Genomic DNA, 16,600 nt, shown 5'->3' with positions numbered 1-16,600 from the left:
GATTTCATGCAGCTAGATACTTTTTTACATCATCTCCATTTCACTATTGATGAAATTATGCCGAATCATGAGGTGGACTGGGAAGACGCACCGCTTCCTTATAAGTTATATCGAAATGTACCTGTCATCCCTCTCTCTTCAGAAATCCCAATATCTTTGCCGTACTCTTCTACTACACCTACTTTGGATGAGATTGGTCCTTACCTTTTGTATTCATTTGGTATAACCCAATTATGTCAGCTCAATAGCGAAAGAAATTTATTCCGGAGGTCTATCCCTTCAGGTGGTGCTTTATATCCGAATGAATTGTATATATATTTAAAATTGGATCATTATCCAGACGGGATTTACCACTATGACGCTGCGCATCACCGACTTATCTTACTTCGCGAAGGAAATTTCGATTCTTATCTTACAGACGCACTCGGCAATCGCTGTAACATACATTCTTGCTTTGGTGCTGCATTTGTATCCACTATGTTTTGGAAAAACTTTTTTAAATACAATAACTTTTCGTATCGTCTGCAAGGATTAGATAGCGGCGTTCTCATCGGTCAATTACTCGAATGTGCGAAACAATTCGGTTACACAAATGGCATATACTTTCAATTTCTAGACCGTGCAATCAATCATTTACTCGGACTGACCGAAGGAGAAGAAAGTGTGTATGCTGTTATTCCTTTAAGTACAGAACCGAATATAGATTGGTTCCACGATGATTATCGTAAAAATAAAACCGTTACTTCTCATGACTTATTGCAGCAAATTCCACCTTTAGCACATGAGCATTTCGTTCGTTCCAAACATGTGGAAGGATATCCGATGATAACAAAAATAAATGAAGCATCTATGATTGAATCGACAAAACACTTCCAAACACTAGCTCATGAAGAGTACTATCAACATCATGCGCACACTGTACAGCTACCGAAAGTAGAGCGTTTATCGTATGATTTCTTACAGCTTTGTAAAGAGCGGTACTCCCCTAACGATGACTTTACTTTAACGAAATGGGATGCAGCTGAGCTCGCTACTTTACTACAAGAAGCGAGTCTCTCCTTCCCCTATTACAACGACCTTGATGGCAAGTATATAAATGAAAATGCACGCGTCTCCTTGTATGGATGTTTTTATAACGTAAAAACTATTGAAAACGGGGCTTATGCTTATAACAGTAAAACACATTCCATACACCCAATTCGGTATGGAGACCTTCGTTACCCCCTTCAGTCTAGTATGACGATGGATAACGTAAACCTTTTTCAAGTACCACTTTGCTTACATGTAGTTGGAAAGAAGGATTACTACACACGTGCATTAGGCTATAGAGGATATCGCATTCACCAAATGGAAGCTGGTATACTCGTTCATAAACTCGTTTTCGCTGCGACCGCTATGGGGATGGGTGGTCATCCGTTACTAAGTTTTGATACAAATTCTTGTGATCAATTGTACGGGATTGATGGTGGAAATGAAACATCACTTATTCAAATTCCTGTTGGGGCGTATCGAGCGCGGAATTGGTTAAAAGGGTCTTTGCATAATTAAAAGCACGCCGTCCACCGGCGTGCTTTTTTAAAGGACTTAATTTATAAAAAGCGAAATAAGTATATATTCTTACATAAAAGGAGAGTCTGATTTGAGCATTTTACAACAATTAATTCAGCAAGCAAAAAATCCTCGTGGAACAATTGGTTCTTCCATGCTTTGTATTATGAACGCTGCACATACGAAATTAACAAAGTGGGCATTGCAAAAAGTGCATATAAAGACAGAGGCAGTTATATTAGATATCGGCTGTGGCGGAGGCAAAACAATACACACTCTTTCAAAAAGAACTACATTTGGGAAAATATACGGGATTGATTACTCCGATCAAGCTGTTGAAAACTCAAAAAAAGCAAATATGAAAGATGTAAAAACAGGGAAAGTAATCATTCATCAAGCTAACGTCTCCTCTATTCCTTACAATACGAACTTCTTCGATCTCATTACCGCCTTTCAAACTCATTATTTTTGGCCCGATGTTGAACACGATATAAAAGAAGTGCTTCGCGTCTTACAACCGAACGGATCCTTTTTATTAGTGGCTGAAACTTTCAAAATTCAATATCATATGAAGAAATTTAAAACGACGGAAGAATTAATAAACCTTTTTTATAAGACGGGATTTAAAAGTGTGAAATGTTATGAAGAAAGAGGTTGTATTTGTGTAATCGGAAATAAGTAAAAAAGCAGACCCTTAAGGGTCTGCTTTTTTACTAGATTACTTTAAAGATACTCTTAATTTGTCTTGCAAATAACCAATTTTTCGTACCATAGTTATCATTTAAACTATCTAAATTGATAGATTTCCCATTAGAAAACTGTAACTCTAACGTTGTATTTCTATCATTTGTTTTTAAGTTACTATTTGTAATATCACTATACTTTAATTTTTCAACTTCAATATATTCCTCTTTCTCTTCACCGATAACAACATGGTCTTGGAAGAAGAACAATACTTCTACTTTCTTACCGAAGCAAAATACATTTTTCGTATAAATTAATGTCGCATTATCAAGTCCGACACATACTTCTTTCATCTCTTCAACAACGTGTCCAAAATCTTCTTCCTGTCTTGCGTTTGATTCCGCAATCCATTCCTCGATTGTTTTCATGTTAATTGCCATACTGCGCCCCCTGGTTCGTTCATTGCTTTGTTAAAAAACAAATACTATATGACAATATAAGCGATACGTACTTTGTTTTCAAGGGTGAACCTTATATTCAAAATAAAGTGAAACTTTAATCAGTAGGAGGGCTGTTCATCCCCCACTGATTATCAGCCCTCACCAATCGGGCGTTTACGAGCAACCCGACTCCCACAAATAGCGGGATAAAGCTAAATTTCAAAGTAATATACGAGGAACACTTATTTCATTATATTTTAAACGTTTGAACGAGGCATTCTTCATCAATCATTTGTTTTCGTTCATCAAATTCAATGTTTAACTCTCTATATACTTTCTTCCAAAACGAAACTGCCGGTACATTTTTTAGAAGTTCGATAACGAAATACTGTCCTCGTTTCTCTTCTAGTAAATTTTCAATAACTTGTTTACCGATTCCTTTTCCCCTATATTGATTCAATATGAAAATGTCATTCATACAAAAATCGTTTTCTTTCTTCAAAAATGGACGTTCTAATAATAATAAAAATCCTACAATACTATTATCAATTTTTATAAAATATGGAGTGATTCCGTCATTTTTCCAAAACAAGTGTAAATCTTCATATTCCAAAAAAACCATTTACTCCAATCGTTATATTAGTGGTGAATTTGGAAAGGTCATGAAGATATAATGCGTACAAATTACGTAATATTTCTTTTTCTGATTCTTGAACTCTTTGAAGTGCTACAACCATTTTTATAAATCCCCCTCTTTATTATTCAATAAAAAAGATTACTTCCCTTTACAAAAAAAAGTAGCACTTTAAAAGTGCTACTCCGCTCTCCTTGCTGCTTGCTGAATTGGATCCCAAACGCTGTTATATGGTGGTGCGTAACTTAAGTCGACGTCTTCTAAATCGTGAATGCTCATTTTATTGAAAAGCGCCATTGCAATCACATCAATACGCTTATCTACACCTTCTTCCCCAATTACTTGTCCACCCAACAATTGCTTCGTATCGGAGCGATATAGCAATTTTAAGTAAAGTGGTTTCGCATTTGGATAATAGCCCGCCATATTTGTTGAATCTACTTTAACTGTTTTATACGGGATATTGAGCCCTTTCGCTTCTTTTTCATTTAAGCCTGTTCTCGCGAGTGTCAAATCCATAAATTTAATAATGCCTGTACCTAACGTACCTTTAAATGATCTTCGTTTATCAACCATATTGAGTCCAGCAAGTCGTCCTTGTTTATTGGCAGTCGTTCCAATTGGAATATGATCATGAATTTCTTTTATAACGTGATAATGTGTCGCGCAATCACCAGCAGCATATACGTCTTGCACATTCGTTTGCATATATGCATTTACTTCAATTGCCCCTTTATAATTTGTACGTATATTGGTTCCTTCAAGAAAATCAGTATTTGGCTTTACTCCGACAGATACTAAAACAAGATCTGCTTTATACGTACCTTTATCCGTTTCAATCTCCTGTACTCGCTCTTTTCCTCTAAACGCTTTTACATTTTCATTCGTTACAATTTCAATATGATGTTTATCCGCTTCTTTATGTATATATTCCGCCATATCTGCATCATAAATCGTACCGATATGATCATTTCGCTCAATCATCCTCACTTTTTTACCGAGTTCAACGAATGTTTCTGCCATCTCCAGTCCAATCGCACCGCCGCCAATAATTGTTACGTCTTCAACTTTGTTCGTTTCTAACGTTTTTAATATACGCTCAGCATCTGGAATTGTTTTTAAAAGATGAATGCCTTGTAACTCTCGTCCTTCCCATTCTGGCTTAACAGGACGCACTCCCGTCGCAATTAATAAACGGTCATACGTAAATTCAAAAACATCTTTCGTCTCCGTATGCTTTGCGTACACAATTTTCTTTTCCGTATCTACTTTCGTTACTTCATGTCGCACTTTCGCATCAATTCCGTACTTATCACGAAACGTCTTCACGTTACGCGCAATTAATTTTTCCGTCGAAGCAATAGCACCACTAATAACATACGGTAATCCGCACTGAGCGTATGAATAGATTTCACCTTTTTCTAACGTCACAACGTTTGCAGTTTCATCGTTTCTTACAATTTGCATAGCTGCACTCATCCCAGCTGCATCTCCGCCAATAATGACATAGTTCACTTTACCACTCCTTCTTTTTTACCTACTCTTTACAATTTCCATATTTTATAGAAATAACACCTATTCCCATTGTAAAGAAATAATATTTCATCTACAAATTTAGTGCACAAACCTATGCCTGAATAGGTAACTGTCGTGTCTTATAACCAACATGGTTAATATGCTATAACAGTAACTATTGAAAGTAGGTGAAACATACATGTGCCCTGGCCTTCTCGCTCAAACTCCAGATGAACCGCAAGAACCGAAAGCCGCCACGCCACTTGACCAAGAATTTTCCATTAACGCAACCATATACAGCGCTCGTGCTTGGTTATCTGACAACGATACCTACGCACAAGATATTTGGAAAGGCACTCGCTTCGCTTCAGCATCACATGCTGGTAAGTCCATATTTCCAAGTGGTACTATTAAAGTTATTAACTTATCTGCAGATACAATAACGGTTACTACATCAGGAGATTCAGATCATAATCTCAAAACAGTCGTAGCACCCTATTCTGAAGTAGCTTTATCACCTAGTTCTTTATCCGCCGTACAGGCTAGTACATCAGGAAAAGCAAGTAAAGTCACATTTCTCTTTCACATCTTTTTCTCAAGAGATCCTGGTCCAGCTAAATAATCATAGAAAAGGTACAGTAATACACACTGTACCTTTTTCACGAACGCTATTCTCTTGATTTAATCAATTCAACATTATAAGCTTCAATATCCGTTAGCTTTCCTGTAAAATACGGATTTTCTCTGTACCAAGACTGTTTTGAAAAATACGCTTGCATATCTTTCGTTTGAAATATATTTCCATGTCTTGCGTATATTTCGTTTCTAGCAATTTTCAACCGTTCTTTCGTTACATACGTTAAATCTGCATTCGTTAATTTTCGAATATCACTATCAGGGAAGATAAAACCATTGTATACATACCCAGTCGTAGGTGGCGGAGTAACATTGTAAACGACTGTTTTTTCTACGCTTTTCTTTTCGAATGGAAGGTTATAAGCCGAAAGTGCTGTTACCGTTTCTACTTTTGTCGTTTCCCTTCCGCTTTCTCCATTGCGTTCTAAATAAATCGTCGCACTTCCATCAGTTGCTACGGGACCCCACGTAATTTCTTCTCCGGTCAATGCAGTAACTGGCTTTTGATTCACATATAATGTCGCACCAGGCGCGTTCGTTTGAACTGTAATATATTGCCCTTGCAACGTTAAATCTATCGTTACATTATTTTGACTTTGTTTCATAAGTACAACTTTTTCCTCGCGTGATAGTTTTACATAGTCATTTTTATATTCCACTTGAAACACTTGAGCTCCTGGAAGAAACGGTCCATATTGCTTCTGAAAATTTTTGTCTTCTGTCTTATCGATTTCTTTTCCGTTCATTTTTAAAGATGCACCTTTTTCATTTGAAAGCAAAGTCGTATAATACGTCCTTGCCTTCAATTTATACCGATCAAATATAAAGTAATGTGTCCCGTCTTTCGTTAAAGAAAAATCCGCTCTTTCAATTCCGTCCCCTTGCTTTTCACCTTGCTTTAAATATTGTTTCAATTCATTCACGTAAGACGGATTTTCTTTTATATATGAAAATAGAGGTTTGAAACTCTCTCTCGTTACAATAACCGATGGGTCATCTGTCGTAACAATCTCAGCTAATTTTTCTCCGTCTCTCTCTTGTAAAATCGTAATCATCCGGTCTACTTGTGCCACCTGCGCATAATACGATGATCCATACAAATACAATCCAACAATCGCTATAACAAATAGTGCTAAAAGTGTAATGCCAATTTTTGTACCGCTCCCCATTTTCTTCTTCACCACTGGAATTTCTCTCTTTGTACCGCAGTTTTGACAAAATTGCACACCATCTACAAACTGCGTTCCACACTTTGTACATACATTCATCCGTTCAACCACCTTTGCATTAGAAGCCAGTTAATCCCTGTGTAAAGGCTTGAATTACAGTGCTAATGTAAGACCAAAGTACAATAAATGTTGCGATTCCAATGAAAACATTTGCAATAAGAAGTGTATAAACAATATCTAATCCGCCGTTATCTAATTTTAATATGGCTACAATTATACTAATCCCTATATAAGTTGTAGCTAAAGATAATAATATCGGTGAGAAAAAGATTAATAAGAAACTAAAAAGAAAAGTAAGAACTAATATAGCAATAACCGGCGTTGCTATCGTTCCCCATATGCCGAATACTTCAAGAAACGAAAAAGAGGATTTCATCATCTTACCACTTATAAAAATAATGAATCCAACAAACAAAGTTAAAATTAATAAAAAGAAAAATACCGTTACAGATTCTCCAAAAAATGTAGGAGTATATACTTCTGGTACTAGCGTTCTCGTAACAGCTGCACCAGCACTCATCATTCTATAAAAAATACATGCTCCTAAAAAACAAATAAGAACAAGACTGACAATTCCATTTCGCACTTCGACATTGCCACTTTGCATAATCGCTGTCGGTGCTTGAAATGCCTGTTTAAAAAACCGAAAATAGCCACTCGTAAACCGCTTCGCTTGCTCTACCGTTTCATTTGGACGAGTTTCCTTCGCTTGCTCTGCATGCGATGATTGCTGGTTTTCTTCTTGGACACCACTTGCTACTACTTCTTCGGTTAACGAATGTCCACAATTCCCGCAAAACTTTGCTTCTACTGCATTTTCTGTATGACATGCTGGACATTTCACGCTCTCATCCCTCCTTAAGCATATATCTTATAGGATGTTACAAGTTCAATATATGACTTTGGACATAAAACATGACTACAAGAAACAGATTATGAAATCCTGCTTTTGAAAGAAAATATATAGACTAGTAATCTAGAAAAATAATGCTATTATGAAACAGAGCAACTAAAGTGAAACTTTAAACAGATTGGATGAAAGGCAATGGAATTTGTAAACTCAATTTTTCAAATACTCCTTACAAGCGTGATCCAGTTATTTTCTTTAATTGGAGTCATCATTGTAATCGGATTTCTATTAGGTTATTTAGAATCTCTCACACGAATGTATTGGTCGAGGGCTTTCGGAAGAAAAGGATTTCTTTTGACTGCGTGGATTGGTGTTCCTATTCATGAACTTGGACATGCCATTATGTGCGTACTATTTCATCATAAAATTGTAGCAACGCAGTTCTTCCCAACAGATACGAGCCAAGGTGCGTTAGGTTACGTACAACATCAATACAATCAAAAAAGTGTATATCAACGAATTGGGAATTTCTTCATTGGAATTGGCCCTATTATTTCTGGTATTACTGCATTAATCCTTTTCATGCGCTATTTCGTACCAGAGTCATATTTTTTATTTAATACAACTCTCGAAAAGACGATTGCATCTACTTCTATTACTTTAGAAATGGTTCAAAACATGCTCTTATCGACGTTCGTATTATTGAAAAGCTTATTTACAATAAACAATTTATTGAACCCTTCCTTTTGGTTATTTTTATTTATCGCTATTTGTATTTCTGCACATATCGCTTTAAGTAAACCAGACATTAAAGGATCCATTGATGGTGTCATCGTCATGTTTATCGTATTGTTTTTATTTAATATAATAGCAGGACTTTTTCAGTACGACAGTAACCAACTCATTGGAAAAGTAATGAAATATAATATGTATCTCATTGCATTTTCTAGTGTGGCGCTGCTGTTCTCTTGTATTTCTACACTTGTTAGTTTTGGGTTTTATAAAATAAGAGGAGGGCGTTCGTTGTGAAATGCCCCCGTATTAAAAAAGCGCAACTAAGCAACCTGAGTTCTATATTTATATGGACTCAGGTTGCTTAATTTTTTTGAAATCTTTAATAGTTATACAAGTGCATATATTTGCGCACAGCAGCTTTAACCTCATCAAACCTATTAATAATTTAAAACATATAAAATACCCCTTTTAGCTTTTTCTAAAAGGGGTGTTTTATTTACATATTTAATCCGGCTTTTAATACCCAATATTTATTTCCATTCATTGTGAGTGAGAATTCAATCCATCCGTTTGGATCTTCACGATAAATAAATACAGGTGTACCCGTTGCTAATGTACCTTGATCATTTTTCGTAACTGACTGACTTTTAATTGTACCATCAAATGGATATGGTACAACGTAATAGGAAGTAGCCAGTTTAACAGTTTTTGTCGTTCCTTGTGAGTATGTTTTATATGGAATATCACTTGATAGGGCGTCGACATTTAAAGAGTTTGGATTTTTAGGTAATTTTTTCGCATATACATAATCTTTTTTCTGGAAAGGTTTAATACGTTCCATTATTTTTACGATTTTAGCAGACCACTCTTGATCTGTTGAATACATGACATTCATGCCTTTTAATGTTGGTCCGTTAAAGTATGATCCGTTTGCTTCTAAGTACTTTTCTCTTACGTAGTTTGCGTTATAAGAAATACTATCACCGAAAGTTGGTAAATATTTCGCATACTTAAATGGATCAGCATCATAAGCACGTAACCCAAATAGGTTATGTTTACGATATGCAATTTCAGATTTACCATATCCCGATTCTAAAATAGCGTGTGCAGCTAAATAAAGAGCATTGACACCATGTTTAGCTTGAGCTTCAACAAAGTCATTCCCATGTCCAATTAATGGGCTGTCTGGATGATATTTTTTAATATTAGCATCAATTTCTGCACCAGTCACATTTGAAGCGTACGTTAAATCAAGATCTAAATATGTGGTAGCAGTGATGTTATTTTCAGGAATCCAAGCACCGCTCTTGTCGAAATGGTACGTCGTTCCATTGATTGAAGCAGTTCCAGTTTGCATCATACCGTTGGATTGCAAATAATACCATGTATCGCCATCTTGTAGCCAGTCCGTCTTCATTGCACCATTATTTTGTAAATAGTACCAACTTCCATCTATAAATGACCAGCCCGTTTTCATCGTACCGTTAGAATTCAAATAGTACCAAGCGCCGCCATTTGAAAGCCAACCCGTTTGCATTGCTCCACTAGCGTTTAAATAATACCACGTATTATTCACTTGCAGCCATCCGATTTTCATTGATCCATCATTTTGGAGGTAATAACGGTTGTTTCCATCTTGTAGCCAACCAATTTTCATTCCGCCACTTGAATTTAAGTAATACCACTTATTATTATCAAGAAGCCAGCCAGTTTTCATAGAACCATTAGAATTTAAATAATACCAAACTCCTTGATTTAATAGCCAACCCGTTTGCATTGCTCCACTAGCGTTTAAATAATACCAAACTCCTTGATCTAATAACCAACCCGTTTTCATAGAACCATTAGAATTTAAATAATACCAAACTCCTTGATCTAATAGCCAGCCAGTTTGCATTGCTCCACTAGCGTTTAAATAATACCAAACCCCTTGATCAAACAGCCAGCCAGTTTGCATAATGCCGCTTGAATTTAAGTAATACCATTTATTATTATCAAGAAGCCATCCTTTTTTTATAGTGCCATCTGGATTGAAGTAATACCATTTCCCATTTTGTTGAACCCATCCAGATTGTTTTACAGCATTTACATTTACAGTTGCTGTATTAGAAGTTGTTACAGTTTCAGCTAAACCTGTTATAGGAATAGAAATTATACTAGATGTTAAGACAATTGCTGCAGCTTTTTTAAACATTTCTTCCTAGTACTCCTTTTATTAATTTTTTAGTTTAATAGTTATCTAACTACTATTGTAACAAGGAAGAAGAAAAAAACAACTATAACATTGTAGATATTTAATAGTATAATATTCAAATAATTGATATTGAGTTTTTAGGGGGAATTTATAAAATTCCTCATAAAAAATACAAACCTTTTTAATGAGGTTTGTATTTTTTATCTACTATTCAGTTATCTTGTCTTTGTCCATACACCGTTTGCATCTACCCAGTATTTGCTATCAACCCACGTATTTTTGCTCATTTTTCCAGTAGGTGGGAAGAAAGAATACCAATTACCATCTATCTCTTTCCAACCTGCTGCCCTTACTCCATTTTCATCAAAATAATACTTTTCACCCTCAAGAGAAATCCACCCTATCGCCATCGAAGCATCATTTTGCAAATAATAGCCCTTACCATTATTGAACACCGAACCTATTACCGCTTCACCTTTTGTATTAAAGTAGTACCATTTTCCACTATCTTGTAGCCACCCAGTTACTTTTACACCTTTCTGGTTTAAATAATACAGTTTACCGTTTTCTATTCTCCATCCTGTTTTTCCATTCTTCCAGTCAGACATCATTTCACCGTTTTCTTTAAAACCATACCATTTACCATCAATGAAATGTTTTCCTACTGCCATTGCACCATTAGAGTGTAAGTAATACCAATTTCGATCTTTTTGTAACCAACCGGTCACCATAGAACCACTAGCGTTTAGATAGTACCATGTATTATTTACTAATATCCAATCTGTCGCCATGGAGCCTTCTGCATTTAAGTAATACCAATGACCGTTTACTAACGCCCATCCTTTCATCATGGAGCCACTTTCTTTCAGGTAATACCACTTGCCATCTACTAGCGTCCAACCTGTTTTCATTGCTCCATCTGCACTTAAGTAATACCACTCACCATTTACTAACGTCCAACCTGTCACCATAGATCCGTTTTCTTTCAAGTAATACCACTTGCCATCTACTAGTACCCAACCTGTTACCATCATTCCGTTGTCATTCAAGTAGTATTGTTTTCCATTTTCCTTAAACCAACCTGTCACAAATTCCAATTTTTTCTCATCAAAATAATACCAGTGTCCTTGTGTTTCTCCATATTCCTTGAAATAATTCCAACCAACTACTGGCTCCAATAACGTAATGTTACCACTGCTCAGTTCTTCCATGCTTTCTCTCTCTGAGCTATCTCGTGGCTCATGAACGTTAGAGTTATATGCTATTAAGCCCAAAACTCCTGAATGGATCATATCAATTTCCCAAGTTCCAACCTGCTCAAAATCAAAATAAGTATTTAATACACCTTCATACAAATCTGTTTCCGAATTATATTTTAAATTGACATACTCATAAACTTCTTCTTCCTCTTCATCTAAATAAGGAAGGATATACTTGATGCTTATATCAGAACCTATGCCATTTGGATTATTAACCTTGACGGTAACTTTCACTTTCATTTCATTACCAAAAGAAACCTCACTTGGCGTTACATGAACACTATCGATCCAATCACTCTTGCTTTCTGATTCTGCACCAACTTCTTTACTAAACACCACACTCATCATAACCATGACTACAAGCATCATCGCTTGCATCAAAATTTTCTGCCTCGTACCCATATATATGTAGCCTCCTGCATCCATAAAATTGTGACTTTCAGGGTGGAAAACAGACAAGTCTAGAATAATATAGTAAACTCCCAAACTATCTTACCATTCTTTTTTATTATCCATTAAAAACAGAACATCCGTTCAATCCCCTTACATAAATTAAAGGATAAGAATAAAAAAAACAAGATAGATTTTACATGTAGAAACACTTTCATTTGTAATTACGAAAATATTCCTACAATTCCTCGTAAATCATTTACAGACTACCCCTATATCCCTTATATTAAAAGTAACCATATGCAAATACTACACAATGTGTAAAAATCACTTAATAAATCATACATGTGACAAAGGATTAGAAAGGACTTATAAAGAGTAAAAAGTAGTGACCATGAATTCTGATCCTATCAAAAACCTTTTATAAGTTATCATTTTCAATCATTATGAAAAATACCACTATTAATAATTCATGAACAGTTTCTATGCCTTCAATAGCGATCACCATACATAACAATTTCTTTATCATACATGTATCCCGCGTATCCAAATGGATTCTCTGCTGCGATACCTTTTGCGTCACTCTTTAATACGTTCCCCCATGCATCATATTCATAGTTTACGACAACTTGTCCATTTGGGTCTGTCATCGCTACTACGTCACCACTTGGGTTGTAGTGATAGAATAACGTTTGTCCTTGTGCTTTCATTGCTAGATGAACGCCGGCCATTGAGTATACATATTGACGAAGTACGTTTCCACTACCATCTGTCTCGTATAACGGACTAATACTGTCACCATCGTAGAAGTAACGTGTGATTTTTCCATTTACTTCTTTTTCGAAACGAAAAGAGCTCGTTCATGTCGAACGAGCTCTTTTCATCAATTATTTTTCTTATAATTACAATTCTCAACCGGAACACGAGCATGCCCTTCTTCATCCGTACACCATGACTGCGACTGGAATGCAAGAAAGATACCGATCCATTCTTCTTCCTTTTCAAAATGAATGAGTATTCCTCCGTCTTGCCATATACCATCATCACCTTGCCATTTTTCTACATTTCCTTGATTCATATGAATATCATGTATACCGTTTCCTGGTTCAAAATGAAAGTAAGAATCGGGTGTATTTTCTTCTGGCCCCCATCTTTCACCGAACGCGTAAATAATCGTACTTTCTTCTATCGCTCGCTTTATATACCGCTCAATTTTTTCATTTAAATCATTATCAGCTCCTGCTTTTTCAGGTGGTAAAGGGATCATTTGATTTGAGTCAAATAGATTTCCTCTTACATAATCTAAAGCTACTTTCGGTTCATTGTTTTTTATTTCTGTAAAACCGAATGGTAATGTCGGTAAAATATGAATCGCCTCTGACCTAATATTGTTACTCGCAAAATATAAAACTTCCGAAGGATAACTTTGCGATTTCACGTTAATTGCAATACGATAATCTACTCCTGCTTCGCCTTGTAAATGAACTTGATAATGAGGTGTTTTCCCTTTTCCAATCTTTGATTGTATAACTGTACCTTTTAACACACCGTAGTTTTTTAGGGGCATACATTTCATCTCCTATTCATTTAGTAGAAGCTTTTCATACTTAAGGCATTATCCATATAAAAAGAAAATCCTCCTTTTTCAGGAGGATTTCTTATTTTCTCAACATATACCAAAAAGTAACCTCCACCACTACAAGTAACACCGCACCAAAGATCATTAACGTCGTCTTCTTTAATAGTTCATTTTCACGATACGGGATATTACATAAGTAAGCACCAAGTGTAATGCGTGATGGACAAGCGATTGTCGCCACTGACGATGCGGTGTTTTGAAGTGTTGTGACGTATTGCCACGGGAGTGCTACGTTTTGTGCTGTTTGCATTTGTAGTTTTATAAACATCGCATTTGATCCTGCGTTACTACCTGTTAAAAAACCACCGATACCACCGATGAACGGAGCAACGAAAACGAAAAAGGTACCAAATGTTTCACCAGCTGTTTTTGCGAGTAATGAATGCATGCCAGATGCACCCATTAACTCTGAAATGGCGATAAACATTGTCGTTGTAATAGCGAAAGGAATCCATTGTTTTATCGTTTGTGAGAGTGATTGTTTCATAATATTTGATGGAATACGGAAAAAAATAATTGTAAATAAACAAGTCATACCGAGCCAAAAACCTGGTGAATATAACATTTCTAATTTGTAAGAATATGATTTTAAATCAAGGACTGCATAAGATCTGAACAAATCATGTAATGGTGGAACGAGGCGAGAAAGTAAAATACAAACTGTTAAGAAGATATAAGGGCTAATAATTTTTATAATGGATACTTCTCTCTCCGTTGCCGCAGCATGTTCTGTTATAAAGGTTTGCTCATTTTTCCCTTTTAGTTTAATGATAAGAAAGCCAAATGTAATTGTAACGATAGAACTTAATATACCTGCTAGTTCAACACTTACGTATGCGTTAGAAAGATAGATTCCGAGAGAAAATAATAGAAAGAATCCTATCCCTTCCTTCCACTTTTCTATAACTGCCTGAAAGCCACCGACAACGTATAAAGAAAGGATGATAAAGTATGCGAAAATCGGTATGCTTAATAATGCTGTATTTGTACCAAGAGTTGTGAGCGGCATATTTATAAGCTGCGAACCGATAATCGTACCAGTTGCCATTGCGCCCCATGAACTAGCTAGTAAACCAATAAATGAAAGTAGTACAGCTTGAAACGGTTTATAGCCTAATGAAAGAAAGATAGGTGCTGCAACCATGAAGCCAATTCCGAATCCACTTACCGATTCAATTAGTGGGCAAATACCAAAGCACATAAGAAGCATTTGTAATAAACGGTCTTGCGTCACTTCTTCTAAAAAACGCGCTACTTGATCGATGTACCCCATTTTGTTCATGAGGTGAAATAAAAAAATACCGAAAAATAAAACATACCCGACAATAAAACAAATTAACCAACCTTTAATCGTTGCATGCACAGTTTCACTTATCCTTAATTGAAACGTTGGCGAGAGTAAAACGATTCCAACAGACACCGCATAAGAAATTAATGAGGACCTTAATGACGTTTGTTTAAATAAAAATAAACAAATGAAAATCATCATAATTGGGATAAGTGCCAACAATATGGCCATGTTATCATCTCATTTCGTTAAAAATACAATTTTTAACTATTATATAACAGATGTAATATTTTTCAATTGTTTTTACAACAGAATCAAAAAGAAGCCGTTTGGCTCCTTTTTGATTCACTCCCATTTTCTATTATCCTCAAAAACCGTCTGCTGTCCGATTATTTTTCCTAACACAACAAACACAATGTAAGCACATATCGCTTGCAGTACAATATTCCCAAGTTTCATTAATGAAAATGAATAAATCCATTGAAATAATTCATTTAATAATACAATCGAAACGATACTAAATAGTTCTATACTAATTGAAAATATACACACTTCTAAAATAGATTGTTCTTGAATCCGATTTAAGTTGGAAAAGATGAATACATACCCTACAAATAGAGCCATCAACTCTATTTTCGTCATGCTAATAAGCCAAGCGTACAGTGGTACAGTTAAAAGAAGATATAGTAGTTTACGTCTTAGCATGCTTTCTCACCCTCTAAATTATATGTATTTTCTGTATATTTTAACATTTATTACGCAAAACAAAAAGAAGAGACTTACGCCTCTTCTTTTTGTTTTGTTGCCTGTATTAATTCACATATTTCTTCTCGTTTTTCATTTTCTAACAGCTCAATAACTTTACTTCCAACGACAACTCCGTCACATATTGTAATCATTTCTTCTACATGTTCCTTTGTTGAAATACCGAACCCTGCCACTACCGGTAAATGCGTATGTGATTTTACTTTTTCTAAGTAACTATGAATTTCCTCTTTAAAGTTTTGACGCACTCCCGTTACACCTGCTACTGTAACTGCGTAAACGAATCCTTCTGATTCACTCGTAATTTTTTCGATTCGCTCAATTGGGCTCGTTACTGTAACGAGTGGAATTAGCGCAATGTTTGCCTCTCGAAGTAACGGGGCAATAATATTTTGTTCTTCATACGGTAAGTCTGGAACGATAATACCGTCCACACCTGCCTCTAAGCATCTCTCAATGAATTGTTCTTTTCCGAATGCGAGTACTGGATTTACATATGTCATGAGTACAAATGTAATTTGCACTTCTTTCCTTACTTCTGCTAACGCTTGAAAAATGCCTTTTACTGTTACGCCGCTATCTAGCGCTCGTTTCCCTGCTCTTTGAATCGTTGGACCATCTGCGACTGGATCTGAAAATGGAATACCAATTTCAACGATGCTTGCTCCTGCTTCGTCTAGAAAACGAATTCTTTCTTTTAACTTTTCAAGTCCACCATCTCCGCCCATTACGTACGGAATAAATGCTTTTTTACCATTTTCAAATACTGCTTTAATTTTTTCTACTCCCATTTT

14 protein-coding genes and 2 pseudogenes are annotated in these 16,600 nt (G+C 35.7%); 4 read left to right on the top strand and 12 right to left on the bottom strand.

Going from position 1 to position 16,600, the window contains the following annotated elements; translation table 11 throughout:
* Nucleotides 1-6: 6 nt before the first annotated feature.
* On the top strand, nucleotides 7-1,548 hold the full coding sequence (locus ACS2MN_RS07570; protein ID WP_088055452.1) for a SagB family peptide dehydrogenase: 1,542 nt from the start codon (nucleotides 7-9) through the stop codon (nucleotides 1,546-1,548).
* 91 nt (nucleotides 1,549-1,639) lie between these two features.
* The gene (locus ACS2MN_RS07565) at nucleotides 1,640-2,230 is read left to right on the top strand and encodes a class I SAM-dependent methyltransferase (protein ID WP_000025730.1); all 591 of its coding nucleotides are present in this window, start codon (nucleotides 1,640-1,642) and stop codon (nucleotides 2,228-2,230) included.
* Nucleotides 2,231-2,261: 31 nt separating this feature from the next.
* Here ACS2MN_RS07565 and ACS2MN_RS07560 read toward each other — a convergent pair whose 3' ends face one another.
* The 3 genes and pseudogenes from ACS2MN_RS07560 to ACS2MN_RS07550 form a co-directional block, all read right to left on the bottom strand.
* The gene (locus tag ACS2MN_RS07560) at nucleotides 2,262-2,672 is read right to left on the bottom strand and encodes a DUF3908 family protein (protein WP_000996794.1); all 411 of its coding nucleotides are present in this window, start codon (nucleotides 2,670-2,672) and stop codon (nucleotides 2,262-2,264) included.
* Nucleotides 2,673-2,922: 250 nt separating this feature from the next.
* Nucleotides 2,923-3,409 (bottom strand): annotated as a pseudogene (locus ACS2MN_RS07555) (GNAT family N-acetyltransferase).
* Between the two features lie 77 nt (nucleotides 3,410-3,486).
* Entirely contained in the window at nucleotides 3,487-4,821 is a 1,335-nt protein-coding gene (locus ACS2MN_RS07550) for an FAD-dependent oxidoreductase (protein ID WP_087949160.1), read from the bottom strand.
* Between the two features lie 199 nt (nucleotides 4,822-5,020).
* Between ACS2MN_RS07550 and ACS2MN_RS07545 the strand changes: the two genes are divergently transcribed.
* Complete coding sequence (locus ACS2MN_RS07545) at nucleotides 5,021-5,443, top strand: hypothetical protein (protein WP_000336278.1); 423 nt, start codon at nucleotides 5,021-5,023, stop codon at nucleotides 5,441-5,443.
* Between the two features lie 46 nt (nucleotides 5,444-5,489).
* On the opposite strand, the gene ACS2MN_RS07540 is transcribed toward ACS2MN_RS07545, so the two are convergent.
* Together ACS2MN_RS07540 and ACS2MN_RS07535 are read right to left on the bottom strand one after the other, a co-directional pair.
* Nucleotides 5,490-6,725 carry a TcaA 3rd/4th domain-containing protein gene (locus tag ACS2MN_RS07540; protein ID WP_098805156.1) on the bottom strand — a complete coding sequence of 412 codons (1,236 nt, stop codon included), beginning with the start codon at nucleotides 6,723-6,725 and terminating at the stop codon, nucleotides 5,490-5,492.
* 19 nt (nucleotides 6,726-6,744) lie between these two features.
* A complete protein-coding gene (locus ACS2MN_RS07535) occupies nucleotides 6,745-7,530 on the bottom strand; it encodes a zinc ribbon domain-containing protein (protein WP_088055455.1) in 786 nt (261 codons plus the stop codon).
* Nucleotides 7,531-7,731: 201 nt separating this feature from the next.
* Between ACS2MN_RS07535 and ACS2MN_RS07530 the strand changes: the two genes are divergently transcribed.
* Nucleotides 7,732-8,565 carry a hypothetical protein gene (locus tag ACS2MN_RS07530; protein WP_088055456.1) on the top strand — a complete coding sequence of 278 codons (834 nt, stop codon included), beginning with the start codon at nucleotides 7,732-7,734 and terminating at the stop codon, nucleotides 8,563-8,565.
* A 202-nt stretch (nucleotides 8,566-8,767) separates the two neighbouring features.
* On the opposite strand, the gene ACS2MN_RS07525 is transcribed toward ACS2MN_RS07530, so the two are convergent.
* From ACS2MN_RS07525 to trpA, 7 genes and pseudogenes are all read right to left on the bottom strand, one after another.
* Entirely contained in the window at nucleotides 8,768-10,465 is a 1,698-nt protein-coding gene (locus ACS2MN_RS07525; protein ID WP_088055457.1) for a glucosaminidase domain-containing protein, read from the bottom strand.
* Between the two features lie 215 nt (nucleotides 10,466-10,680).
* Nucleotides 10,681-12,126 (bottom strand): hypothetical protein, encoded by a 1,446-nt coding sequence (locus tag ACS2MN_RS07520; protein WP_346994096.1) that lies wholly within the window; start codon nucleotides 12,124-12,126, stop codon nucleotides 10,681-10,683.
* Between the two features lie 494 nt (nucleotides 12,127-12,620).
* Nucleotides 12,621-12,962 (bottom strand): annotated as a pseudogene (locus tag ACS2MN_RS07515) (RHS repeat-associated core domain-containing protein); the annotation flags it as partial.
* 35 nt (nucleotides 12,963-12,997) lie between these two features.
* Nucleotides 12,998-13,681, bottom strand: a complete 684-nt coding sequence (locus ACS2MN_RS07510; protein ID WP_001128599.1) for a DUF2278 family protein — start codon at nucleotides 13,679-13,681, stop codon at nucleotides 12,998-13,000.
* A 91-nt stretch (nucleotides 13,682-13,772) separates the two neighbouring features.
* Complete coding sequence (locus tag ACS2MN_RS07505; RefSeq protein ID WP_088055458.1) at nucleotides 13,773-15,272, bottom strand: L-lactate permease; 1,500 nt, start codon at nucleotides 15,270-15,272, stop codon at nucleotides 13,773-13,775.
* Between the two features lie 114 nt (nucleotides 15,273-15,386).
* A complete protein-coding gene (locus tag ACS2MN_RS07500) occupies nucleotides 15,387-15,746 on the bottom strand; it encodes a DUF4029 domain-containing protein (protein ID WP_000946157.1) in 360 nt (119 codons plus the stop codon).
* 74 nt (nucleotides 15,747-15,820) lie between these two features.
* Complete coding sequence (trpA, locus tag ACS2MN_RS07495; RefSeq protein ID WP_098710004.1) at nucleotides 15,821-16,597, bottom strand: tryptophan synthase subunit alpha; 777 nt, start codon at nucleotides 16,595-16,597, stop codon at nucleotides 15,821-15,823.
* Nucleotides 16,598-16,600 lie beyond the last annotated feature (3 nt).

It is taken from the genome of Bacillus cereus group sp. BceL062, from assembly GCF_051780025.1.
GTDB lineage: Bacteria > Bacillota > Bacilli > Bacillales > Bacillaceae_G > Bacillus_A > Bacillus_A toyonensis.
The sequence above is the reverse complement of the archived record's forward strand: the minus strand, read 5'-3'. Positions and strand labels throughout refer to the sequence as shown.